Annotated in this window: 19 protein-coding genes and 1 pseudogene; 8 read left to right on the top strand and 12 right to left on the bottom strand. The window is 70.7% G+C overall.

Annotated features, from left to right (window positions below; genetic code table 11):
- The first annotated feature begins 59 nt into the window (after window positions 1–59).
- Window positions 60–275, top strand: a complete 216-nt coding sequence (locus tag MKK52_RS12050; RefSeq protein WP_243954083.1) for a hypothetical protein — start codon at window positions 60–62, stop codon at window positions 273–275.
- A 27-nt stretch (window positions 276–302) separates the two neighbouring features.
- Here MKK52_RS12050 and MKK52_RS12045 read toward each other — a convergent pair whose 3' ends face one another.
- The 4 genes from MKK52_RS12045 to MKK52_RS12030 form a co-directional block, all read right to left on the bottom strand.
- Entirely contained in the window at window positions 303–1,364 is a 1,062-nt protein-coding gene (locus MKK52_RS12045) for a cytochrome-c peroxidase (RefSeq protein ID WP_409564660.1), read from the bottom strand.
- 91 nt (window positions 1,365–1,455) lie between these two features.
- Window positions 1,456–3,474, bottom strand: coding sequence for a penicillin-binding protein 1C (gene pbpC, locus MKK52_RS12040; protein WP_243954081.1), 2,019 nt, complete (start codon window positions 3,472–3,474; stop codon window positions 1,456–1,458).
- 19 nt (window positions 3,475–3,493) lie between these two features.
- A complete protein-coding gene (locus tag MKK52_RS12035) occupies window positions 3,494–6,919 on the bottom strand; it encodes an acyl-[ACP]--phospholipid O-acyltransferase (protein ID WP_243954080.1) in 3,426 nt (1,141 codons plus the stop codon).
- A gap of 80 nt (window positions 6,920–6,999) precedes the next feature.
- Window positions 7,000–7,230: a hypothetical protein gene (locus tag MKK52_RS12030; protein WP_243954079.1), complete on the bottom strand. Its 231-nt coding sequence runs from the start codon at window positions 7,228–7,230 to the stop codon at window positions 7,000–7,002.
- Between the two features lie 169 nt (window positions 7,231–7,399).
- Between MKK52_RS12030 and MKK52_RS12025 the strand changes: the two genes are divergently transcribed.
- On the top strand, window positions 7,400–8,266 hold the full coding sequence (locus MKK52_RS12025; protein ID WP_243954078.1) for an MBL fold metallo-hydrolase: 867 nt from the start codon (window positions 7,400–7,402) through the stop codon (window positions 8,264–8,266).
- On the opposite strand, the gene MKK52_RS12020 is transcribed toward MKK52_RS12025, so the two are convergent.
- The 3 genes from MKK52_RS12020 to nthA are packed head-to-tail and all read right to left on the bottom strand — an operon-like array spanning window position 8,267 to window position 9,893.
- A complete protein-coding gene (locus MKK52_RS12020; RefSeq protein WP_243954077.1) occupies window positions 8,267–8,599 on the bottom strand; it encodes a nitrile hydratase accessory protein in 333 nt (110 codons plus the stop codon).
- Window positions 8,596–9,255, bottom strand: a complete 660-nt coding sequence (gene nthB / locus MKK52_RS12015) for a nitrile hydratase subunit beta (protein WP_243954076.1) — start codon at window positions 9,253–9,255, stop codon at window positions 8,596–8,598. Before nthB ends, MKK52_RS12020 begins: the two co-directional genes overlap by 4 nt.
- Entirely contained in the window at window positions 9,252–9,893 is a 642-nt protein-coding gene (gene nthA / locus MKK52_RS12010) for a nitrile hydratase subunit alpha (protein ID WP_243954075.1), read from the bottom strand. Before nthA ends, nthB begins: the two co-directional genes overlap by 4 nt.
- Window positions 9,894–10,075: 182 nt before the next feature.
- Between nthA and MKK52_RS12005 the strand changes: the two genes are divergently transcribed.
- Window positions 10,076–10,774, top strand: coding sequence for a sigma-70 family RNA polymerase sigma factor (locus MKK52_RS12005; RefSeq protein WP_243954074.1), 699 nt, complete (start codon window positions 10,076–10,078; stop codon window positions 10,772–10,774).
- Here the strand turns inward: MKK52_RS12005 and MKK52_RS12000 are convergent.
- Both MKK52_RS12000 and MKK52_RS11995 read right to left on the bottom strand, forming a co-directional pair.
- The gene (locus tag MKK52_RS12000; RefSeq protein WP_243954073.1) at window positions 10,740–12,125 is read right to left on the bottom strand and encodes an amidase; all 1,386 of its coding nucleotides are present in this window, start codon (window positions 12,123–12,125) and stop codon (window positions 10,740–10,742) included. The two genes, MKK52_RS12005 and MKK52_RS12000, sit on opposite strands and share 35 nt — an antisense overlap.
- A 16-nt stretch (window positions 12,126–12,141) precedes the next feature.
- Entirely contained in the window at window positions 12,142–13,743 is a 1,602-nt protein-coding gene (locus MKK52_RS11995) for an ABC transporter substrate-binding protein (RefSeq protein WP_243954072.1), read from the bottom strand.
- Window positions 13,744–13,945: 202 nt separating this feature from the next.
- Here MKK52_RS11995 and MKK52_RS11990 point away from each other — a divergent pair, with 202 nt between their 5' ends.
- From MKK52_RS11990 to MKK52_RS11975, 4 genes are all read left to right on the top strand, one after another.
- The gene (locus tag MKK52_RS11990) at window positions 13,946–15,490 is read left to right on the top strand and encodes an acetolactate synthase large subunit (protein ID WP_243954119.1); all 1,545 of its coding nucleotides are present in this window, start codon (window positions 13,946–13,948) and stop codon (window positions 15,488–15,490) included.
- Window positions 15,487–17,817 (top strand): penicillin acylase family protein, encoded by a 2,331-nt coding sequence (locus tag MKK52_RS11985; RefSeq protein WP_243954071.1) that lies wholly within the window; start codon window positions 15,487–15,489, stop codon window positions 17,815–17,817. The genes MKK52_RS11990 and MKK52_RS11985 overlap by 4 nt, the downstream gene beginning before the upstream one ends.
- Before the next feature lie 275 nt (window positions 17,818–18,092).
- Entirely contained in the window at window positions 18,093–19,574 is a 1,482-nt protein-coding gene (locus MKK52_RS11980; RefSeq protein WP_243954070.1) for a M81 family metallopeptidase, read from the top strand.
- The gene (locus MKK52_RS11975) at window positions 19,571–20,701 is read left to right on the top strand and encodes a M20/M25/M40 family metallo-hydrolase (RefSeq protein WP_243954069.1); all 1,131 of its coding nucleotides are present in this window, start codon (window positions 19,571–19,573) and stop codon (window positions 20,699–20,701) included. Before MKK52_RS11980 ends, MKK52_RS11975 begins: the two co-directional genes overlap by 4 nt.
- A 3-nt stretch (window positions 20,702–20,704) precedes the next feature.
- On the opposite strand, the gene MKK52_RS11970 is transcribed toward MKK52_RS11975, so the two are convergent.
- Window positions 20,705–22,102, bottom strand: a complete 1,398-nt coding sequence (locus MKK52_RS11970; protein ID WP_243954068.1) for an amidase family protein — start codon at window positions 22,100–22,102, stop codon at window positions 20,705–20,707.
- Between the two features lie 313 nt (window positions 22,103–22,415).
- On the opposite strand from MKK52_RS11970, the gene MKK52_RS11965 reads away from it, so the two are divergent.
- Window positions 22,416–22,574, top strand: coding sequence for a hypothetical protein (locus MKK52_RS11965; RefSeq protein ID WP_243954067.1), 159 nt, complete (start codon window positions 22,416–22,418; stop codon window positions 22,572–22,574).
- A gap of 3 nt (window positions 22,575–22,577) precedes the next feature.
- On the opposite strand, the gene MKK52_RS11960 is transcribed toward MKK52_RS11965, so the two are convergent.
- Together MKK52_RS11960 and MKK52_RS11955 are read right to left on the bottom strand one after the other, a co-directional pair.
- Window positions 22,578–23,504 carry a metallophosphoesterase family protein gene (locus MKK52_RS11960; protein WP_243954118.1) on the bottom strand — a complete coding sequence of 309 codons (927 nt, stop codon included), beginning with the start codon at window positions 23,502–23,504 and terminating at the stop codon, window positions 22,578–22,580.
- Window positions 23,505–23,561: 57 nt separating this feature from the next.
- Window positions 23,562–24,176: pseudogene (locus MKK52_RS11955) on the bottom strand (rubrerythrin); the annotation flags it as partial.
- Window positions 24,177–24,245: the final 69 nt, after the last annotated feature.

The following is a 24,245-nucleotide window of genomic DNA, read 5'->3' as shown; positions in this document are numbered from 1 at the left end:
TGTCCCCAGCCTCCGAGGAACGGCCGCTGGAAGCATGCGGTTAAGGCTTGGCGCCTAGCGTGGCCGTAGCGGTCGCGCCGGGGCACCCGGAGAGCCTTGCGGAGAAGTCGTTCATGGTGGGATTGGCGAGCGCTCTCAGCCTCTGCCTCGGCGTCGCCCTCGCGGCTCACGCGCCGTCCGCAGGCCTGCGCGCCGAAGCCTTCGAGACCTCGGGCGGCGTGTTCCTCGTATCGGGGCTGGTTCTGCTCGGCTCCGGCCTGCCGGTCTTCCACTAGGCCCCGCGAGGGGAGCCTGCGGCGCCCTCAGGGCGTCGGCGCCTGGGGCGGGAAGACCGCCGAGGTCTCGTCCCGGTCGCCATCGGCGGTGAGCGTGCCGAGGAAGGCGAGAAGGTCGGCCTTCTCTTCGGCCGTGAGGTTCAGCGGCTTGATCTGCCGGGAGCGGCTCGGCCGCTCGATCCCGCCCTTGTCGTAGAGGTCGATCACCGCTTCGAGCGTCGGGATCGAGCCGTCGTGCATGAAGGGTGCGCGCTTGCCGACCTCGCGCAGAGTCGGCGTCTTGAAGGCGTAGCGCAGGGCGACCGAATTCGGCATGAACCGGCCCCGGCCGATATCGCTGCCCGTGGCGGTGCCGATGTCGTGGAACGAGTTGTCGGTGAACGACCAGCCGGAATGGCAGCTCGCACAGCCGGCGCGGCCGTTGAACAGATCGAAGCCGCGCTTCGCCGCATCGGGGATCGCCGTCTCGTCGCCGGAGATCCAGCGGTCGAACGGCGCCTCGCCGGCCACGATCAGGCGCTGGAACGTGGCCAATGCCGCGTCCAGCCGCTCGGCGCTCACCACGGGATCGCCAAAGGCGGCGGCGAAGGCCTCGCGGTAGCTGTCGTCCGCCGAGACGCGCTTCACCGCATCGGGGATCGTGGAGTTCATGTTGCCGATGCCGGTGATCGGCGCCCGCGCCACGAGTTCCAGGCTGTGGAACTTGCCGTCCCACCCGAGCGGCCCGTCCTGCCACGCGACGTTCAGGAGCGTCGGCGTGCGCAGGTCCATGTCGCCGCCCACGAGGGTGGAGGCGCGCGCCCGCCCGTCGGACCATGCGAGGTCCGGACGGTGGCAGGAGACGCAGGCGCGGTCGTTGTTCCCGGACAGGATGGGATCGAAGAACAGCCGGCGGCCGAGATCCGCCTTGGCGGGGGAGTAGGGGTTGGTCTCGGGGAAGGGGATGACCGAGGGCGGGCGGTAGGCGGCCCGCCACACGGCGCGGCGGTCATCTTCCGTGGTCCCGGCGGGACCCGTCGCGGCTGCGAGCGCAGCGAGCGCAGCGAGCGCCACCGCGGCAGCGCAATATGTCCTCAGCTGAGACCACATCATCGCATGAGTTATGCGTGGTTCGGTTGAGAATTCGTGAATTGACCCAACAACGCCATAGTAAAGCTTGCTTGACGCCAATGCCCGCAAATCACTCAATTCGTACCGCGACGCTGTCGGTCGCGCCGTTTGCGTCGAGAACAGAGATACGGGCGAAGCCTGCACCATCCGGCACCCAGGTCGATTGACGACGGATCGTGCGATCGACGGGCATCCCGTCGATCATCCAAGTCAGGGGTGGTACGCCGCCCGACGCCTTCAGGATCACGCCCTCCCCCGCCCTGCCGCCGGGCCCGGCGAGGCCGAGATCGACCCGCGCCCCGTCCGGCGGATAGGCGATCTTCAGAGCGGGCGCGCCCTCCTGCGCCTCGTCGTGGGCGAGGCGGCGCAGGGGCGGCGGCAGGGCGGAATTGGCGGCGACCAGGGCCTCGGCCGGGCGCGGGCCGAAGGCCGGTTCGCCGCCGAAGCGGGCGAAGGCATCGAACAGGATCGGCGCCGCGACGATCCGTCCGACGAGGCCCGGGACGGCGGCTCCGTCTGCCCGCCCGACCCACACGGCGATGGTGACGCGCCGGTCGAACCCGACCGCCCAGGCATCCCGGTAGCCGAAGGAGGTGCCGGTCTTGTAGGCGATGCGGTTCGGCAGGGCGTTGTCCGGCGGCGGCGTCCCGCGCAGGATGTCGGCGACGTACCACGCGGCCACATCCCCCGCGATCCGCTTGGCGTCCATCGGGGGCGGCATCCGCCCTTCGCGGGCGAGGCCGGCATAGAGCTGGGCGAGGTCGGTGAGGGTGAGGCCGAGCCCGCCCAGGGCGACCGGCAGGCCGGGGGCGGCCTCACGCGGCAGGCGCAGATCGGCCCCCGCCGCGCGCAGATGCGCCACGAAGCGCGCCGGCCCCACCGCCTCCATCAGCGCGACGGCCGGCACGTTGAGGGAGAGTTGCAGCGCCCGCCGGGCGCTGACCGTGCCCTGGAACGTGAGGTCGAAATTCTCCGGCGCGTAGCTCGCGGAGAAGCGCGACGGGCGGTCCTCAATCAGTGTCTCGGGATGGGCGAGCCCGGCGTCGAACGCCATGGCGTAGACGAAGGGCTTCAGCGCCGAGCCGGGCGAGCGGATGGCGCGGGTCATGTCGATGGCCCCGCGCCGGCTCGCGTCGAGGTAGCCGGCGCTGCCCACCTGCGCGAGGAGGCGTCCGTCGCGGTTGTCGAGCACCACGATAGCCGCCGACAGCACCGGCCCCGCCGAGGCGGCCCGCTCCGTGGCCAGCGCTTCGAGGCTTGCCTGCAGCCGCCCGTCGAGGCTCAGGCGGACCACCGGGTTTGCCGGGTCGGCGGCGACCGCCTCCTCGGCGGCGTGGGCGGCGATCATCGGGAAGGGGCGGCGGCCATGCGGGACCGGCTCAGCTCGCGCCTGCGCCGCCTCGTCGGCGGTGAGGAGCCCGCGCGCCTGGGCGATGCCGATCACCCGGTCGCGCGCCGCCCTGGCCCGTTCGGGGAAGCGGTCGGGTCGGCGGGTCTCGGGCGATTGCGGCAGGGCCACGAGCAGGGCCGCCTGCGCCACGGTGAGCCGGGCGGGCTCGCGGCCGAAATAGGCGAGGCTCGCCGCCCGCACGCCTTCGAGCGCGCCGCCGAACGGCGCGAGGGCGAGGTAGAGGTCGAGCACCGGTGCCTTGCCGAGCCGGCGTTCCAGGCTCACCGCCCGCACCGCCTGCCGCAGCTTCGCGGCCACCGAGCGCTGCGCCCGCGGTTCCACGAGCCGGGCGACCTGCATCGATAGGGTCGAGCCCCCGGAGACGATGCGCCCGTGGCGCAGGCCCTGGAGCGCCGCCCGCAGCACGGCGGCGGGGTCGATGCCGGCATGGTGGTCGAAGCGCCTGTCTTCGTAGGCGCGCAGCATCGCGAGATAGCGTGGATCGACCGACCCGGCGCCCACCGGAAGGCGCCAGCGGCCATCCGCCGTCGCGAAGGGGCGCAACAGGTCCCCTGCCCTGTCGAGCACCACCACCGAGCGCGCCCGCGCGGCACTCAGGTCGAGGGGCGGCAGGGATAGGGCATAGGCGATAAGCGCCGCGAGGCCGAGGGCCAGGATGGGGAGCCGCAGCCTGCCCATACCCTGGCCCCCGCCCCGGTCAGGCGGCCTCGGGGGCGTCGGCGCGCTCCCGGGCCAGCTTGTCGAGGGCGAAGAGATCGATCTTGCCGGCGCCGAGCAGGGGGATGTCCTCGCGCACCACCACCTCGGCGGGGATCGAGACATCCGAGGCGCCCTTGCCCTTGGCGAAGCTCTGAAAGGCAGCGCGGGTCGCCTCCTTCGCCTGGGTGAACAGCACCAGTCGCTCGCCCTTGCGCGCATCCGGCACGGCGGAGACGGCGCTCAGGCGGTCGGGCCAGAGTTCCGAGGCCAGCGCCTCGACGGCGGCCAGGGAGACCATCTCGCCCGCGACCTTGGCGAAGCGCTTGGCCCGGCCCCGGATGGTCACGAACCCCTCCGCATCGATGGTGACGATGTCGCCGGTATCGTGCCAACCCTCGGGTGGCGGCTGCAAGCGGCCGGGCTGATCGGATTTCAGGTAGCCCAGCATGATGTTGGGCCCGCGCAGGACGAGGCGCCCGCCCTCGTCGATGCCCGGCACGGGATCGAGCCGGGTCTCGATGCCGGGGAGGATGCGGCCCACCGTGCCGAAGCGGTTGAACATCGGCGTGTTGAGGGCGACGACCGGCCCGCACTCGGTGACGCCGTAGCCTTCGAGGATGCGCAGGCCGAACTTCTCGAGCCATGTCCGGCGGGTCGTGTCCTTCACCGCCTCGGCGCCGGCCACGACGTAGCGCAGGGAGCGCAGATCGTAGGAATGGGCCGCGCGGGCGTAGCCGGTGAGGAACGTGTCCGTCCCGAACAGAACTGTGCTGTTCGAGCCGTAGATGAGCTCCGGCACGATCCGGTAATGCAGCGGCGACGGATAGAGGTAGACCGGTACGCCGGAGACCAGGGGCAACACCGTGCCGGCGGTGAGGCCGAAAGCGTGGAACACCGGCAGCACGTTGAACACCTTGTCCATCGGCCCGAAATCGATCCGCGCCGCCACCTGTGCCACGTTGGCGAGCATGCAGCGGTTGGCGAGCACGACGCCCTTCGGCGTGCCCTCGCTGCCGGAGGTGAACAGCACCGCCGCCGGATCCTCGCCGCCGCGTTTCACCAGCGGCTTGCGGGGGGCGAGGAAGCCGCGGATCTTGTCCGCCGTCGTGATCGTGGCGCGCAGGTCTTCGAGGTAGACGAGCTTCACCTTGTCCTTCATCGCCTCCACGAGGGCGCCGAGGCGGCCCTTCTCGATGAAGGCGCGGGAGGTCAGCACCGTGGATACCTCCGCCGTGGCGCAGGCCGAGAGCACGTTCTTCGGCCCCGCCGAGAAGTTAATCATCGCCGGCACCCGCCCCGCCGAGGCCAGGGCGAAGAACGTCACCACCGTGCCGTTGGCGTTGGGCAGCATCAGGCCGATGCGTCCCCCCTCGGGGGCGTAGGCCATCAGCTTCCGGCCGAGGATGTTGGCCGCCATCACGAGCCGCCCGTAGGTCAGCCGCCCGGTGACGGGATCCTCCAGAGCGTTGCGGCGCCAGCCGTGGTTGTCGCCCGCGTCGATCAGGGCGGCCATCAGCCCGCGGTCGATCTCGGTGGTTCGGAAGAGCAGTTCCGACATCGCGTCGTAGAGTTCCGCGCCCGCCGCCTGCCGCCGGGACTTGCCCTTCAGCGCCGGATCGACGCTAAGCCGCAGAGGTGGCATGACGGTGACAATCACCTTCGGCCACCAGCGGCGGCGCACCTGCCGCCGGGACAGGCGCGAGAAGACGGTCTGCTCCAGGCCGTCGATCTTCACCGGCACCACCATGGCGCCGGACTTGTCCGCGATGAGCCCGGCCCCGTCATAGACCTTCATCAGGCTGCCGGTGACGGTGAGCCGCCCCTCGGGGAAGATGATCAGCGTCTCGCCGGAGCGCACGGCGTTGATGAGCGTGCGGGTGGCGAGCGGCCGCGTCGGATCGAGGGGCATCGCCTTCGTCATCCTGAGGAAGGGCTTCACCCACCAGCGCTTGGCGATGCCGCTGTCGATGGCGAAGACCGGCTCCTGATCGAGGAGCGACAGGGCCAGCGGCGCGTCGAGGAACGAGACGTGGTTGAGGGCCACGATGCAGTTCGGCCCGGCCTTCTCGATGTTGTCGAGGCCGCGCACCTCCAGGCGGTAGAAGGCCCGGAACAGGATCGAGATCGCGTCCCGGAACGGGCTCGTCGGCAGGGTGGCGAGCACCACCGCGCCGACCACGAGGTTCAACACCGCCACGAGGGCGAGCAGGCTCGCCATCGACAGGCCCGCCGCCTGAAGTGCCGCCAGAGCCAGCGTGCCGCCGACCATGAAGGCGGCGGTGATGACGTTGACCGCGCCGATGATGCGGGCACGCATCGCCTTGTCGGCCCAGGCCTGCACCGCCGCGAAGGAGGGCACGATGTAGAGGCCCCCCGCCATGGCGAGGCCGAGGAAGTCGATCACCGTGCGCAGGCCGTGCTGGCTGCGCAGGAACGCGACGGGTCCGATGGCCTCCGCCGGGACCGGCGGTAGATGCGAGATCGTCCATGCGAGGTCGAAGCCGAACAGCGCCATCAGCACCGCGCCGACCGGCGTCGGCAGCAGCACGATGCGTCCGCTGGCGAGCCAGGAGGCGAGGCCCGATCCCAGGGCGATGCCGATGGAGAAGGTCGCGAGCAGCAGGGTGATGACCGTCTCGGTGCCATTGAAGGCGTTGCGCACCAACACCGGCAGCAGCGACAGCACCACCACGCCAACCAGCCAGAACCAGCTCACGATGAGCGAGCCGCGCCACAGCCGCGTATCGACCCAGAGGTCGCGCAGCAGGCTGGCGGTGGAGCGGGCGATGTTGCGGTCGACCTTCAAATCCGGCGCGCCCTCCCCCGTCGCGGGGATCATCCGGGCGGAGAGCCAGCACAGCACGGCGAAGGCCATGACGAGGGCGGCGAACAGGGCGCCCGAGCCGCCCATCGCCGAGGCGGTGCCCGCCGCGATGGTGCCGAGCAGGATGGCGAGGAACGTCGCGGCCTCGACCAGCGCGTTGCCGGCGGGCAACTCCTCCCGCCGCAGGTGGTCGGGCAGGATGCCGTATTTGATCGGGCCGAACAGCGCCGCGATTGTCCCGAACAGGCCGAGCGCCACGAAGAGCACCGGCACCGAGTGCAGCAGGAAGCCGATCACCGCGCAGCCGGCCGCGAAGATCTCCGCGAACTTGAGGCGGCGCGCCATCAGCGCCTTGTCGTAGCGGTCAGCCCATTGGCCGCCGAGCCCCGACAGGATGAAGAACGGGCCGATGAACACGGCGCTCGCCAGCGTCACCAGCACGCCGGCATGGCCGTCCCCAGGCGCGCCGCCATGCCCGTCGATGCCGAACAGGATCAGGAAAGCGAGCGCGTTCTTGAGGAAATTGTCGTTGAAGGCCGAGAAGAACTGGCACCAGAACAATGGCGCGAAGCGCCGCGCGGTCATCAACGAACGGAACATGTCGGTCTCCGGCCTCGCGCCATGACTGACCCAGGCGCGGCGCCGAGGTCAAATCCTGCGTGAGCCGGACCTGTTTTTCCTCAGTGGCGGACGAGTCTCGCCCGCAGCATCGCGCCCGCATCGTAGGAGCGGGAGGCGTGCTGCACGAGGATGACGAGGAGCGCCAGGGCCAAAGCGGCCGCCATGCACGGAAGGGCGAGGAGGAGGATCAGCACCGAGCCCACTGCCGTCCGCTCCCCGAGGGAGGCGCGGGGCCAGGGATCGATGGGCCAGCGGTCGAACGGGCGCCGAATCGAGCGTGCTGTCGTCATGGGCGGGGGTCTCCCATCCGCACCGAGCGCGTAGTGTGTCCCGGATCGTCGCCCGCGTCGAGCGGCGATGAAGGACGGCGATGTCGCGGCATGGCCTGGAAACCATGGCGTCCGGGGACAGTTTCAGGCGGTGCTTTCACCGCTGCGTGAGGGCGGAGGACGCGAGACGATGCCCGGTTACCTGCCCTTCGCGGGCGCCCTGAATCTGCCTGCCTACACGTGTGACAATTGCGGGTTCTGGCAGCGGCATTTCGAGACGCCCGCCGCCTGCCCGATGTGCCTCGACGCGCGCCATGTGGTGCCGCAGGACGGCTGGCGCTTCCGCACCACCACCGAGGCACAGGAGGCCTTCCCCTGCCACTGGCAGGAATTGGAGCCGGGCGTCTGGCGGTTCTGGAACGAGCCGGTCTCCGGCATCGGCCCCTCAGCCTACCTGATCCAGACCGAGGCCGGAAACATGGGATTCGAGGGCTGCCCGGTCTTCAGCGAGGCGGCGCTCGACCAGATCGCCCGCCTCGGCGGGATGACGATCCTCTCGGCCTCGCACCCACATTCCTACGGGGCGCTGGTCCAGTTGCAGGACCGGTTCGACCCGGAACTCTGCCTGCCGGCGGCGGACTTTACATGGAGCGCCGCCCTTCAGGTGAGCTGGCCCTACGACGATTTCGTCGAACCGCTGCCGGGCCTCGAACTCCACCGCACGGCCGGGCATTTCGACGGGCACGCCGTGCTGTTCGACCGCAAGCGGAAGATCTGCTTCTGCGGCGACGCCCTGAAATTCGAACTCGACCCGCAGGATTTCCGCCGGGCTCGGACGATCTCGGCGCACAAGGCCTTCGTGCGCGGCGTTCCGCTGACGATCAACGAGTTGCGCCACTACCGTGACGTGTTCGCGCGGCTCGACTTCACCCAGACCTGGACGCCCTTCGAACCGGCCGCCAATTGTGGCCGCGCCGAGGTGCTGGCGCTGATCGACGCGATGCTTTCCACCCGGCCGCACGCCTATCCGGTGCCGCTGGACGAGTTGCGGAAGTAGCTACCCGCGCTTGGCCAATTCCGGGTCGTTCCCCAGCACGATCGGCTCGCCATGGGGCGTGGCATGCGCCGCGCGCAGCCACGCGGCGGTGCGGGCTTCGACGCTTGCCCCATCCGCCACGCCGCGCTCGGCGAGGAGGCGTTCCAGCGTCTCCAGCCAGCGACCGTAATCGGCCGCCTGCTCGCCCGCCCCGTCGGGCCGCATCGTGCGGCCGAGTGCTTCGGCCCATTCACCCCAGGTGAACAGGCCCGCCTCCTGCAGGGAGACGACCATGGCGAAGACCTGCGCCTCCCACGGCGCGGCGAAGGGCCCCTGCGGGCGTGGCGCGCTCATGCCGGGTCGAAATAGGGCTCGAAGGCCGCGATGGTGACGCGCCCGCCGGGATCGGCCTCCGGCCCCCACAACTCGGACGCCGTGAAGGCGACCGTGTAGAGCCAGGCCGGGTTCTCGCCTCGCTTGTAGGCATTGGTGTCGGGGAAGACGAAGGCCCCGTGGATCGCCTCGACCACGCCCCGCCGGCCCCGGACGTAGCGCGGCAGGCGGGTATGCCCGACCGGGTTCATCACCTTCGCGACGACGGTCTCGCCGATGGCGAAGCGGGCGGGCCCTTCGGGCTCCCGGTCGCTTGGAAAGCCCACCCGGAAGCGCGGTTCGAGGATGTCGGCGGTGAGCACGCGGGCGACGGGCTTGGGTGGCTCGGCCGCGCGGCCAGTAGCGATCTCCTCCCGCGTGGCGAGCCCGTTCGCGAGGATCTGCGCTTCCAGCGCTTCGAGCCAGATGTCGTAGTAGCTCGACGCCAGATATTGCGCGGGCGGCAGCGATTCCCGCGTGGCGCGGCTCCCGTCGAGGTTCCAGCTTCCGGTGAAGCCCATCGCCATTGCCATGGCGAAGACGCGCTTCTCCCAGTCTGCGTGGAAGACGGGCTCGTTCGGCTCCGGGCGGACGGGCCCGAACCCGTGCGCGCCGCCGAGATCCTGCGCGCCGTTCATGGCTGGATCTCCGCGCCGGGCGAGAGCGGCAGGCCGGTGCCGATCATCGCGTCGCGGGTGACGAGGGCGGCCAGCGCCTCCTCGGAAAAACCCTCCGTGCCAGCGGGCCGCATCGGCAGCACCATGAAGCGGGTCTCGGCGGTGGAATCCCACACCGTGATCCGCGTCGTCTCGGGGAGGCCGACGCCGAAATCGGTCAGCACGCCGCGCGGATCGATCACGGCGCGGGCGCGATAGGCCGGGGCCTTGTACCAGACCGGCGGCAGGCCGAGGACGGGCCACGGGTAACAGGAGCACAGGGTACACACGACCATGTTGTGCACCTCGGGCGTGTTCTCGACGACGACCATGTGCTCGCCGCCCCGCCCGCCGATGCCGAGTTCGGCGATGGTCGGCGTGGCGTCCTCCAGCAGGCGGTCGCGATAGGCGGGATCGGTCCAGGCGCGGGCGACGACGCGGGCGCCGAGATGGGGGCCGACCTTGGTCTCGTACATCTCGACCAGCGCATCGAGGGCGGCGGGCTGCACGTAGCCCTTCTCGACGAGGAGCGATTCCAGTGCCCGCACCCGCGCCTCGACGGGCGTGAGATCGCTGCCGTGCGGATGGTCGTGATCGTGGTGGTGATGGTCGTGCGTCATGGCTGATCCTCGGGCCGGGAGGATGCACCCCGCGTCCCCGCGATGCCAACCCCGAAACGCCACCGGCTTGGACTTTCGGACAATCCCGCAAATCCGTCCGCGGTTGTTTAGCAGCGGTTCATGCGGCGGCTTGTACGAGACCTTAGACAAATTCCAATATTCAATCTGTCGAGGGAGGCGGGATGATCGCCGATCTGCCGGAAGGAGTAACCGAGGCGGGGCCGACTCACGGCGCCAGCGATATCGGGCGCCATCTGGCCGCGCCTCTCAAGGATTACTTCGCTCTCACGACGAACGACGCGCTGCCCGAGCGGCTGTCGGGACTCGTGACCCGGCTCGAAGCCCTGTTTGCGGGTGCCGACGCCGCGCTGGCCTTCGATTTCCGCGCGGACATCATCAATGCCCTGCCGGCGCTGCGGACCTTCGCCCTCTCCCTCTGCGGGGATGCGGTGCGCGCCGACGACCTCGTGCAGGAGGCCTTCGCCCGCGCCTGGGCGAACCAGCATCGCTTCCGGCCCGGCACGAACTTCACCGCGTGGCTGTTCACGATCCTGCGCAACCTGTTCTACTCGGACCTGCGCAAGGCCAAGCGCGAGGTCGAGGATGCCGACGGCGTCCATGCCGAGCGGATGATCGCCCTGTCCGACCAGGAGGATGCGAGCACCCTCAACACCGTCCGCGAGCACCTGAACCTCCTGCCTGCCGCCCAGCGTGAGGCGCTGCTCCTCGTCGGGGCCGAGGGCTTCACCTACGAGGAGGCGGCGGACCGGATCGGGTGTCAGGTCGGCACGGTGAAGAGCCGGGTGAGCCGGGCCCGCGCGACGCTGCTCGCGGGGCTCGGCATCCTCAAGGCATCGGCTGGCGAAGGTGCCATTCGGTAGTGCGCTGGAAGCCCTGCCCGATTCGCAGGGCCATGGCCTCGTCGTAGCCCCGGCAGGCGATTTGGAGCGACAGCGGCAGGCCGCCCGCCGTGTAGCCTGACGGCAGGCTGAGGGCGCAGAGGTCCAGCAGGTTGCCGAAGCGGGTGAAGCGCGAGGGTGCATAGGCCTCGTCCACCTCGGACACGGGAATCGCCGCGCATTCCGTCGTGGGGGTCAGCAGGGCATCGATTCCCTCCATCGCCGCCGCGAACTGCACCTTCATCGCCGCCCGGCGGCGCTGCGTGTGCAGGTAGGTCTGCGCGGACACGGCGGCGCCGGCCAGGATGCGCCCCCGCACCGCGTCGCCCAGCGGCGAGGCCGCATCCTCCGCCAGCGCCCCGTTCTCGAAATAGGCCTCCGCGTTGGTGATGTCGCTCATCGCCAGGAAGTCCGCGAAGCGGAACGGCAGGGCGATGTCCACGATCTCGGCGCCCTCCCCCGCCAGCGTATCGAGCGCCGCGTCGTAGGCGGCGAGCATGTCCGGCGCGACGCCATCCCGCTCGGCCGCCGGCATCCGCGCCAGGCGCAGGCCCCGCACGCCCCGGTGCAGCGTCGTCCACGGATCCGCCGGGACGACGCCTTTCGTCACCGGATCGAGGGGATCGGGACCGGAGATCGCCTCGTAGAGCAGGGCCACGTCCTCGACGGTGCGGGCCAGGGGGCCGGGCGTGTCGAGGGTCGCGGAGAGCGGCACGATCCCGTGGGTCGAGACCCGCCCGACCGTGACCTTGAGCCCGGTGAGCCCACAGAACGAGGCCGGCAGGCGCACCGAGCCGCCGGTATCGGTGCCGATGCCCCAGGGGGCGAGCCGCGCGGCGACGGTGACGCTCGTGCCGCTGGACGATCCCCCCGGCACGCGCTGCACCTGCATGTCCCAGGGGTTCCAGGGGGTCCCGAGATGCTGGTTCGTGCCCCAGCCGCCATAGGCGAACTCGACCGTGTGGGTCTTGCCCAGCACGATCATGCCCTGCGCGATGAGCTTGCGCGCCACGGTCGCCGTACGCGCGGCCCGGCGCGTCCGGTGGGCGGCCGAGCCGCCCATGGTGATCCGGCCCTCCAGGTCGATCAGGTCCTTCAGCACGACGGGGACGCCGTGGAGCGGGCCGACCGCGTGGCCCGAGCGGATCGCCTTGTCCGCGCCTTCGGCGGCGAGGCGCGCATCCTGCGCGAAGACCTCCGTGAAGGCCTGAAGCTGCGGTTCCAGCCGTTCGATCCGGCCGAGCAGAGCCTCGACGCAATCGACCGGCGAGAGCTTCCGCGCGGCGATGTCCCGGGCGAGGGCGGCGGCCGGGAGGGTGTGGAGTTCGGTCATGACTGGCTCCGGCCGCTCACTGAACACTGACACGGGTGAGATCGACGAACCAGGATTGCGGCGAGACGAAGCCCTTCACCGATTTCGACATGGCACGCGGGTTGAGATCGTGGACCACGTACAGCCAGGGCGGATTGTCCACGAGGCGTTCGTGGGCGATCTGCGTCTGCGAGTCGATCACCTTCTGGTCCTTCGTCTCCGCGAGCGCCTTGAGGGCCGCGTCGAACTGGTCGTCCTTCCAGTTCGGGAAGTTGAAGCCGCCCGGCGGGAACCGGGACGAGGAGAAGTACCGCTCCATCACCGCCGCGTCGGAAGACGGCGAGGAGACGTTCAGCACGTTCGAGCCCTGCAGGTTGCCCGAATCGGGCAGGAGCCGGCTCGCGTTGAGCAGCACCTGCCATTCGACCACGTTGAACGACACGTCCACATTGCAGGACTGCTTCAAGTTCTCCTGAAGGTACTCGTTCATCGGCATGGGCAGCATTTGGCCGGAGCCCGACGACGACACCATCACCTTCAGGCTGAGGGGCTTGCTCGGCCCGTAGCCGGCCTCGGCCAGGAGCTTCTTGCCCTTCTCTGGATCCGAGACGTAGTGGTTCTGCGGCTTGCCGAAGTTTGGATCCTTGTCGTTGAGCCACCCGGAGGCGGGTTCAGCGGTGCCGTTCAGCAGGGCGACGATGCCCTCGCGGTCGACACAGTAATTCAACGCCTGACGCACGCGCACGTCCTTCAGGGGGCTGTTCGTGCCGGCGATGTTGTAGATCCAAGGCCAGACATGCGGGTACGAGCCCGTCGTGATCGTGAAGCCGGCCTGTTTCAGCGAGGGGATCGCGTCCGGGGCCGGCACCTCGATCCAGTCCACCTGCCCCGAGCGCAGGGCGGCGACGCGGGCATTCGCCTCCGGGATCGGCATCAGGCGGATGCGGTCGACCTTCGCCATGCGGCCGGCATCCCAATAGTCGGGGTTGCGGGCGAGATCGACGGATTCGCGTGGCGAGACCTTCACGATCTTGAACGGCCCGGTCCCGGCCGCCGGCAGGGCGGGCACCTTGGTCCAGTCACGGCCTGCCTTCTCGAAGGATTGGGGCGACGTGAACAGCAGGTACACCACCATGTAGGGGAAGTACGACGCCACCTGCGTGGTCGTGATCTGCACCGTGGCGTCGTCGATCTTGCGGTAGCTCGCGACGATGGGTGCCCGCGCCCGCGAGATGCCCGCCGCCTGCGGCTCGAATTGCGGGCTGTCGTTCTTGAAGAACCGGTCGAGGTTCCAGACCACGGCGTTCGCGTCGAAGGGCGTGCCGTCGTGGAACTTGACTCCCTGGCGCAGGTGGAAGGTCCAGATGTGGCCGTCGGCGGGGTCCTGCTCGTAACTCTGCGCAAGGGCCGGCTTGATGCCCGAGGGCCTGTCCGTCTGCGTTAGGTCCCATTGCGTGAGGGCTTCGAAGATCGGGTAACCCATGAAGCGCATGCCCTCGAAGCCGTTGTTCGGAAGGCCGGTGGCCGTGGGCACGTCGGTCGCCGTCATGGCGATGCGCAGCACGCTGTCGGCCTGGGCTTGGGCCACGAGGGCGAGGCTGGCGGTGAGCGCGAAGGCGGTGCGTCGGGGGAACGTCATCGGGTGTCCGGATACCGTGGCTGACGCCGCGCCCCCGGCAAGTCCCGCGCCAGAACAGGCGGTGACGCCGCAGGGCGATGCTTGTCCATCCTGCGTCCAAGGGGCCTTGCGCCGCCGCTCCACCGTGCCACGATGAGTGGAATTGAGGCGTGCTGGGAGGATTGGCGTGGCTGAACCGACGAATGAGGCGGCGGCTGCGCCGATGAACGGCGCCGAAAGTCTGGTGCGCACCCTGGTGGCGGGTGGGGTGGAGGTCTGCTTCACCAATCCCGGTACATCGGAAATGCACTTCGTCGCCGCCCTCGACCGAGTCGAGGGGATGCGCTGCGTGCTCTGCCTGTTCGAGGGCGGCGCCACGGGCGCGGCGGACGGCTATGCCCGCATGGCCGACAAGCCGGCCTCGACGCTGCTGCATCTCGGCCCCGGCCTCGCGAACGGCCTCGCCAACCTGCACAATGCAAGGCGGGCGCGCTCGCCGCTCGTCAACATCGTCGGCGAGCACGCCACCTACCACCGGCAATACGATGCCCCGCTCACCTCGGACATCGAGGGGCTGGCCCGGCCGATGTCGGCCTGGGTGCGCACGGGGATGAGCGCGGAGGAGATCGGCCGCGACGGCGCCGACGCCATCGCCGCCGCCCGTACCGCGCCGGGGCAGGTCGCGACTCTGATCCTGCCCGCCAACACGGCTTGGGATCCCGGCACCGGAATCGCCCCCGTGCCGCCGATCCCCGAGCGCGCCCGCGCCGAGGACGAGGCGATCCGCGAGGCGGCGAAGCTGCTCGCGAGCGGTGAGCCGGTGCTGCTCCACCTCGGCGACCAGGCGGTGCGCAAGGAGGGCCGGGTGATCGCCGACCACATCGCCCGCAAGACCGGCGCGAAGCTGTTGGCCATGACCTCGAATGCCCGCATCGACCGGGGCGTCGGCACCGTGCCGATCGAGCGTCTGCCCTACCCGATCGATCAGGCCATCGACGCGTTGAAGGGCTTCCGCCACGTCATCCTGATCGGCGCGACCCAGCCGGTCGGCTTCTTCGCCTATCCCGGCAAGCCGAGCCTGCTCGCCCCCGAGGGCTGCACGACCCTGACGCTGGCGACGCCGGAGCAGGACCAGATCGACGCCCTCGAACGGCTGGCCGAGGCGGTGAACGCGCCCGAGAGCGCCCTCCCCGATCTCGGACGCCGGCCGGAGATCCCCACCTCCGAGCGCTTGGAGCAAGACGCCATCGGCGCCGTCCTCGGCGCGCTGATCCCCGAGGGTGCGGTGATCTGCGACGAGTCGCTGACCACGGGGCGCAACTTCTTCGGGCTGACCAAGGCGAGCGCCCCGCATTCCTGGCTGCAACTCAGCGGCGGCGCCATCGGCGTCGGCATCCCGATGGCGACCGGCGCCGCCATCGGTGCGCCGGGCCGCAAGGTCATCAACCTTCAGGCGGATGGCAGCGGCCTCTACACGGTCCAGGCGCTGTGGACGCAGGCCCGCGAGCGCCTCGATGTCGTGACCATCGTCTGGTCGAACCGCGCCTACGCGATCCTGCGCGGCGAACTCGCCAATGTCGGCGCGCACAATCCCGGGCCGAAGGCCATCGGGATGCTGAGCCTCGACGATCCGGCCATCGATTGGGTCTCGCTCGGGCGCGGCTTCGGCGTCGACGGGCGGCGGGTCGAGACCCTGCCGGAGTTCATCGACGCCCTGAAGCACGGTCTCGCGGAGAAGGGGCCGTACCTCATCGAGGTGGTCTTGTGAGCCAAGCCTTCGCCCTGCCCGGCCTCACCGGGCCGGCGGAGATCCGGATCGACGCATCGGGCCTCGCCCATATCCGGGCGGGAAGCGCCCTCGACGCCTACCGCGTCCAGGGCTTCACCGCCGCCCGCGACCGGCTGTGGCAACTCGACCTGTGGCGCAAGCGCGGCCTGGGATTGCTCGCGGCGGATTTCGGGCCGGGCTACCTCGCGCAGGACAGGGCCGCGCGCCTGTTCCTCTATCGGGGCGACATGGCCGCCGAATGGGCCGCCTACGGCCCGCAGGACACGAAAGCCATCGTCACGGCCTTCGTCGGCGGGCTCAACGCCTACATCGCCTTGACCGAGGCGAGGCCGGAGCGCCTGCCGCCCGAGTTCGGCCGGATGGGCACGCGCCCCGCCCGCTGGGCGCCGGAGGACGTGGTGCGCATCCGCAGCCACGGCCTCGTGCGCAACGTCCTCTCCGAGGTCGCCCGCGCGAAGGTGCTCGCCCTCGGCGGCGACCACGCCACCGACGACCTGCGCAAGCGCCTGTACCCGCCGCATGATCCCATCGTGCTGGACGGCCTCGACGCCTCGGACTGGCCCGACGACCTCCTCGACCTGTTCCGCCTCGCCACCGCGCAGGTGCAGTTCAGCCCCGCGCGGTTGGAGGCCAGCCGCGAGGAGGCCTGGGCGTGGTCGAAGGTCGATGCGCAGGGCACCGTCGGGCGGCGAAGCGCCCCGCCGCCGGAGCCGAGCGAGGGCTCGAACAATTGGGTCATCGGCCCCGGCCGCACCGCCACCGGGCGGCCGATCCTCGCGAGCGATCCGCACCGGATCTATCTGAACCCGTCGCTGCGCTACGCCGTCCACCTCACGGCGCCGGGCCTCGACGTGATCGGCGCGGGCGAGCCGGCGCTGCCTGGCATTTCCATCGGCCATAACGGCCACGCCGCCTTCAGCCTGACCATCGCGCCGATGGATCAGGAGGATCTGTTCGTCTGCGGGAAGCACGCGGACGATCCTGACCTGATCCGCCACGGCGAGGGCTGGGAGCGGATCGCGCGCGTTGATGAAGCGATCCCCGTGCGGGGCGGGCCGGACGAGATCGTCTCGCTCGCCTTCACCCGCCATGGGCCGGTGATCGCGGAGGATGCGCGCCGGGCCTTCGCGCTGGCCACGGTCTGGTCTGCGCCGGGCTCGGCGGCCTATCTCGGCAGCCTCGCCTATCTCGACGCGAAGACCCCCGAGGCCTTCGGGCAGGCGCTGCGGCACTGGTCGGCGCCGTCGGTGAACCAGCTCTATGCCGACCGGGATGGGCGGATCGCGTGGTTCATGGCCGGCAAGGCGCCGCGCCGGCCGGGCCATGACGGTCTCCTGCCGGTGCCGGGCGACGGACGGTTCGACTGGGCGGGCTTCCTAAACGCGGACGAGTTGCCCCGCGCCATCGATCCCGCCGAGGGCTGGTTCGCCACCGCCAACGAGATGAACCTTCCGCCGGGCTACCCGGCGGAGGACAAAAAGGTCGGCTTCGAGTGGCACGAGCCGTGGCGGGCCACGCGTCTGCGCGCGGTGCTGGGTTCGCAGGACAGGCATTCGCTGGCCGATTCGCAGGCGTTGCAGGCCGATGTCGTCTCGGAGCCGGCCCTGCGCATCGCGCGGGTCGCCTGCGCCGTCCCGGCCGGGAGCGCCGAGGCCCGGCACGCGCAGGACCTGCTGCGGGGCTTCGACGGCCGGCTTGGCCCCGACAGCGCCGCCGCCGCCCTGGTGGAAGTGCTCTGGGTCCGCCATCTGAGGCCGGCGCTGATCGCGGAACTGGTGCCCGATGCGAAGGTCCGCGCGCTCATCCCACCGGGCGACACGGAGAGCCTGCTCGACCGGCTCGAGGCGATGGACCGGCCCGGAGCGCTCCTCGAAACGGCGCTCGCCGCCGCGTGGGCAACCTGTGGCAAGCTGATGGGCGCGGATGCCTCCACCTGGGCCTGGGGCCGCCTCCACCAAGCGTTGTTCGCCCATCCCCTATCGGCCCTCGGGGGGGACGAGGGATGGGATGTCGGGCCGTTTCCCCTCGGCGGCGCAGGCGCCTGCGTGATGCACGCCGAGTACCGTACGGATTCGTTCCGCGTCACCAACGGCGCCTCGTTCCGCATGGTGGTGGATGTCGGCGCCTGGGACGCGTCGGTCTTCGTGAACGTGCCCGGCCAATCGGGCGACCCGCGCGATCCCCATTACCGCGACCTCGGAGAGGTCTGGGCCCGGCAGGGCTACGCGCCGATGCCGTACTCGCCGGAGGCTGTCGCGGCGGCGACGCGGACGGTGATCCTCCTCACGCCGGAGGAAGGCGCGTGACTTGCTAGCGCAGCGACTGATCATGGTGAGGCGGCCCCCACGCACTCACCTCATCCTGAAATGCCCGCGTCAGCGGGCCTCGAAGGAATGGTCCAGCCTGCTGCGCGATCCCTGGAGTTCTCCTTCGAGGCGGCTGCGCCGCACCTCAGGATGAGGAGAAGTTCTGGAGAAGGCTGGCTGAACCAACGCGTTCGGGTGCGGCTCTAGCGTGGCCGCGCTCGCAATGACGGGTCGAGGGTTTGACACCCTGCAAGAATGTTGACGAAGGATAAGTCTTGAAGATCTTCATTGCCGGGCTTGCGACCGAGACCAACACCTTTGCCCCGCTGCCGACCGGCCGCGCGGCGTTCCTGGCCGATTACTCCCGCCGCGACGGCACCCGCGCCCCGCCCTCCCTCAGCAATATCGGCCTGAAGGCGTGGCGCGAGATGGCCGAGGCCGACGGCCACGAGGTCGCTGAGAGCATCTCAACCTTCGCCCAGCCCGGCGGGATCACCCTGCGCGACGTCTATGAGGAGTTGCGCGACACCCTGCTCGATGACCTCCGCGCCGCGATGCCGGTCCAGGCCGTGCTGCTCTTCATGCACGGGGCGATGGTGGCCGAGGGCTACGACGATTGCGAGGGCGACACGGTGGAGCGGGTCCGCGCCCTGGTCGGGCCGGACGTGACCATCGGCGTCGAGCTCGATCTGCATTGCCACCTCACGGAGACGCTGCGCCGCAAGGCCGACGTGGTGGTGATCTACAAGGAATATCCCCACACCGACATCGTGGACCGCGCCCGCGACCTCTACCCGCTGGTCGTCGGCACCGTCGAGAAGCGCATCCGCCCGGTCATGGCCTATGCGGATTGCCGGATGGTCAGCATGTGGAAGACCACCCGCGAGCCCATCGCCGGCTTCGTGCGCCGGATGCTCGACCTGGAGGGCCGCGACGGCATCCTCTCCGTCTCCTTCGGCCACGGCTTTCCTTACGCCGATGTGGCCGATGTCGGGGCGAAGATGCTCGTCGTGGCCGATGGCGACATAGCGAAGGCCCAGGCGCTCGCCGACAAACTCGCCGCCGAGATCTGGGCGATGCGCGTGGAAGCCTCGACCGCCTTCGACAGCATCGACGCCGCCCTCGACGCGGCGCTGGCCTCCGACGATCCCCGGCCGATGGTGCTGGCCGACACCGCCGACAATGCGGGCGCCGGCGCGCCCTCCGACAACACGGCGATCCTCGCCCGGCTCGTCGCCCGCCAGGTGAAGGGCGCGGCGCTCGGCATGATCTGGGACCCCGGCGCGGTCGGCATCTGCCACGAGGCCGGGCTCGGCGCGACCTTCGACCTGCGAGTCGGGGGAAAGTGCGGCGTCACCTCGGGCGATCCGGTGGACCTGCGCGTCACCGTGCGCGGCCTCTCGGACGATCACAGCCAAGGCGGGTTGAGCGGCGGGCGGGCCACGCTCGGCCCGGCCGCCTGGGTCGAGGCGGACGGCATCCACCTCGTCCTCACCCACAAGCGGCAGCAGCCCTTCGCGCCGGACGCCTTCACCGGCCTCGGCCTGACCCTCGACGACAAGCGCATCGTCGTCGTGAAGTCGATGCAGCACTTCTATGCCGGCTTCGTCCCCATCGCCTCCGCCGTGCGCTACGTCGCGGCGCCGGGCGCGGTGCCGCCCGATTACGGGGCGATTCCCTACACGAAGCGCGACCCGAATTTCTGGCCGCGCGTGGACGACCCCTTTGCCGGCCCGGCCCCGGAGGCTGCCCGATGACCCGTGACCTGCACTTCGCCCCCGAGGCCCTGCTCGCGCAACTGCGCGCCTGGGTCGAATGCGAAAGCCCGACCTACGACGCGCTCGCCGTCAACCGCATGATGGCGCTGGCCGCCCGCGACCTCGCGCTGATCGGCGCGCAGGTGGAGACGATCCCCGGCCGGATGGGACTCGGCGATTGCGTGCGGGCGCGCTTCCCGCACCCGAAGGGCAACGAGAAGGGCATCCTCGTCCTCGGCCATCTGGATACAGTCCATCCCGTCGGCACTCTCGCGCGCCTGCCCTGGCGGGTGGAGGGCAACCGCGCCTACGGGCCGGGCATCCTCGACATGAAGGGCGGCAACGTCATCGCGGTGGCTGCGCTCCGCGCCCTGATCGCCGCCGGGGCGCAGACGCCCCTGCCGGTGACGGTGCTGTTCACCAGCGACGAGGAGATCGGCAGCCCCGCCACCCGCGACCTGATCGAGGCCGAGGCGTCACGGCATTCCCACGTGCTCGTGCCGGAGCCCGGCCAGCCCGGCGACGGGGTGGTGACAGGCCGCTACGCCATCGCCCGGTTCGACCTGGAGGCGGTCGGCCGTCCGAGTCATGCGGGGTCATCGCCGGGCGAGGGGCGCTCCGCCATCCGCGCCTTGGCCCGCAAGGTGCTGGCCATCGACGCCCTGTCGGACGCCGATTGCACGGTCTCGACGGGTATCGTCTCCGGCGGGATGTGGGTGAATTGCGTGCCGACCCTGTGCCGTGGGCAGGCGCTCAGCATGGCGAAGCGCCAAGCGGACCTCGACCGGGTGGTCGAGCGGATGCTCGCCCTCTCCGGCGAGGAGGACGGCGTGCGCTTCACCGTCAGCCGGGGCGTCACGCGGCCGGTCTGGGAGCCGGATGCCGGGACGCTCGCCCTCTACGCCCTGGCGAAGGACCTCGCGGCCGAGGCCGGCGTTGTGCTCACCCATTGCAGCGCGGGCGGCGGCTCGGACGGCAACTTCACCGGGGCCATGGGCATCCCGACCCTCGACGGGCTCGGCGTGCTCGGCCACGGCTATCACACGCTGGACGAGCACGTCCTCATCGACTCCCTGCCGAGCCGGGCGGCGCTCTTCGCCGGCCTGCTGATGCGCCTCGGCGCCTGAGGCTCAGGCGCCCGCCGGGTCCACCGGCATCGGCGGGACGCCCCCGGCTTCGATGGCCTCGCCCGCCGCGAGGCACAGATCCTCCCGGAAGCGGCCGGCGACCACCTGCACGCCGACCGGACTCCGGCCGACGAGCCCGGTCGTCACCGTGAGGGCGGGGATGCCGAGCGGCGCCAGGGCGACCTGAAGCAACTGCGCCTCGAAGGCGCGGGCGATGCCCTCCGGCGTGCGGTCGAGCCCGTCCGGGAACGGCAATTCGCCCGACACGGGCACGAGCAGCACCGGGTTCTCGGCCAGGAACAGTGACCATTGCCGCGCGAGCGTCGCCCGGCGGGTCAGCGCCTGGGTGATCGCGTCGGGCCCCAGGGCCTCGGCCCGCGCGCGGAAGGCATCGAGGAGGCCGATCGCCGCCGGATCGCCCTCGCGCTCGGCTGCCGCGCGGACGGCGGCGAAGCCGTCCCCAAGCCAGAGGGTCAACTGGATGTCGTTCGCCTCGCGCAGCGGCGGCGTGTCGGCGATCTCCTCGACCTGCCAGCCGGCGGCTTGGAGGCGCCGGGCTGCGTCTCGCAAAGCCGCCTCGACCTCCGGCACGATGGCGAGGCCCCCCGGCCGCAGGCACAGGGCGACCTTGCGCGGCGCGGGCGGGCCTTCGAGGGGCGCGGGCACCCACCACGGATCGCGCGGATCGGGCGCGGCCATGGCGGCGAGGCCGAGACGGATATCGGCGATGCTGCGCGCGAGCGGACCCGAAACCGCCATGAGCTGCGGGCCGATCCCACGTTCGGGCGAGGAGGCGTTCCAGGCGGGGATGCGGCCGAAGCTCGGGCGCAGACCGTGGACGCCGCAGGCATAGGCCGGGTAGCGCACCGAGCCGGCGATGTCGGTGCCGTGGGCGATGGCGCCGATGCCCGCCGCGACGGCCGACCCCGCCCCGCCGGAGGAGCCGCCCGGCGTCAGGCCGGGATCGCGCGGGTTCTTGGTCTCGCCGTGCAGGCTGTTAGTAGTGAACCAGCGCAGCGAGAAGGCCGGCGTGTTGGTGCGCCCGAGCAGCACCGCCCCCGCCCGCCGGAGGTTGGCGACGACGGGGCTGTCGTCCTTTGCGACGAGGTCCTTCTGCAAACGCAGGCCGTTGGTGGTGGCAAAGCCCCGCTGGTCGGCGTTGACCTTGGTCGTCACCGGCACCCCGGCGAGCGGCCCCAGCGCCTCGCCTCGCGCGCGGGCGGCATCCACCGCCTCCGCCTCGGCCAGAACCTCCTCCGGCCGGTGATCCACCACGGCGTTCAGCGCGCCGTTGACCGCCGCGAGGCGATCCAGGGCGTCGGCGGCCACCTCCCGCGCGGACACGTCGCCGGCTCGGATGCGATTCGCGAGGTCCGTCGCGGACAGGCGCCAGAGTTCCATGAATCGTCCTCGATTGACTTAAACTTGCGTGATTCGGGGTTCGTTGAACCGGCTAAATCAGCCTCCGACCGACTTATACAAAATGCATTGATGCTGCCGTCATTTTAGGCATCGGCAGGATTGCGAGACCGCTCAACGTTTTCCCGCACTGCACATTCCCTGCCATCCGTACTTCACCACAGGCCGGTCTTGCGTCCAAGCGGCGCATGCCTAACCTCGGCTTAGATGCGCGTCCGACCTGGGCGTCGGCCCAGAACGGGTTCGGCATCCCATGACCCCTGCGGCAGCTTTCTCCAGCAAGAGGCAGGTTTCCATGTCCGAAGCCATTCGCGTCAAGCCGACCCACGACGGCACCTACACGGTCTATCGCGGCAACCTCGCCCTGGTCAGCGGGCTCACCCGCGCCCAGGCCGAACGCTACGAGGCCAGCATCACCCGGATGCAGGCCCCGGTCCTCGCCAGCGCCGGCTGAACCTCAAACCGACAGGGTCGCGCCCGGCCCCAGATCGAGGGGGCCGAGGTCACCCATGGCCCCGGCGGCGTCGAGGCCGCGCCGCCGGGCCGCGATGGCGTAGCCGTCGTTCACCCGCGCGATGTCGTAGAGCATGTAGCCCGCCCGGCGAGCCGGCACCGCGCCATGCCCGTCCGGCAGGGCCGAGGCGGAGGGCACGCCCACCACCGGGACCATGCGCCGGCCCGGCCCGGCGACTCGAGCGAGGCTCGCGATGTGGTTGTGGCCGTGCAGGATCAGGTCCGCGCCGACACGGCCGATCATCGCCGTGAAGGCGGCGGCGTCCTTCAGTTCACGCCCCGGCGAGGCACCGCCCGGATGGGGCGGATGGTGGATCATCACCACCCGGCAGGGCCGCCCCGGCTCGGTGGCCAGCGCCCGCAGCAGGGTTTCCGCCGCCGCGAGTTGCGGTGGGCCGAGGCGCCCGCTCGCGACGAAGGGCTTCGTCGGAATGGCGCTCGACAGGCCGATCAGCGCCAGGGGACCTCGCCGCCTGAGGTAGGGGAAGTGGGCCTGCGTGCCCGAATCGTCCGCCGTGTAGGCGCCGCAGGCGTCGAGCAGCCCCTCCAGCGAGCCGCGCACATAGGCGTCGTGGTTGCCGGGCACGAGGCTCACGTCATCGGGTGGACCGAGCGCTTCCATGAAAGAGTGGGCGGTCTCCCATTCGCTCGGCAGGCCGATGTTGCAGAGGTCGCCCGTGCAGGCGATGTGCCCCGCCCCCTGCGCCCGCAGGTCCGTGACGAGGAGCGACAGGGTCGCCATGTCGTGGCTGCGCGAACGGCCCCGGCGCCAGTTGGCGTAGCCGGTGGCGCGCTTGCCGAACAACTGGCGGAGGCGCGGCCGACCCAGGGGGCCGACATGCGGGTCGCTGAGATGCGCGAGGCGGAAGATCAAGGCGAGGGGGCGCTCCGGACTTCGCCCCCGGCATCGCGGCGCGGGGCGGCGCCGTCAAGCGCTGCCGATCAGGATCCCGGTCACGAGGACGAGCACGCCGCCCAGCATCACCTGCAGGGCTGCCCGCCAGAACGGCGTGGCCATGTAGCGGGTGCGGATGCCTGCGATCACCGCCAGCTCGACCACCACGACCGCCACCGCGAGGCTGGTGGCGAGGACGAAGGCGTTCGGCCAGCCCGGCGGCAGGGCGTCGGGGATCGCGTAGGGCAAGGTGTGGCCGAGGCCGCCCAGCGTCGTCATCACCCCGCAGACGAGGCCGCGCATCAATGGGCTGCCCCGCCCGGTCACGCTGCCGTCGTCTGAGAGGGCTTCCGTGAAGCCCATGCTGATTCCCGCCCCCACCGAGGCCGCGAGCCCGACGAGGAAGGTCGACCAATTGTGGCCCGTGGCGAAGGCGGCGGCGAAGATCGGCGCCAGGGTGGAGACCGATCCGTCGATCAGCCCCGCGAGGCCGGGTTGGACATAGCGCAGCACGAGATCGCGCCGCGCCTCGGCCAGTGCCGTCATCGTATCGTCCACCACCATCGCCATCGCCGTCCTTTCCCTGGAACGGTTCCAATCTCCAGTTTGTAATCGTTCAAAACAAGCCATGACACGCCTTTGTGAGTCGTGTGCGCGATGGCTCTTGCCTCTCGGGATGAGCGATTGTCTGGCTTGGGCGGCTTGAACCGAGCCGGC

Source organism: Methylobacterium sp. J-067 (assembly GCF_022829465.1).
Taxonomy (GTDB): Bacteria; Pseudomonadota; Alphaproteobacteria; order Rhizobiales; family Beijerinckiaceae; genus Methylobacterium; species Methylobacterium litchii.
This window is presented reverse-complemented; position numbering and strand designations above follow the sequence as displayed.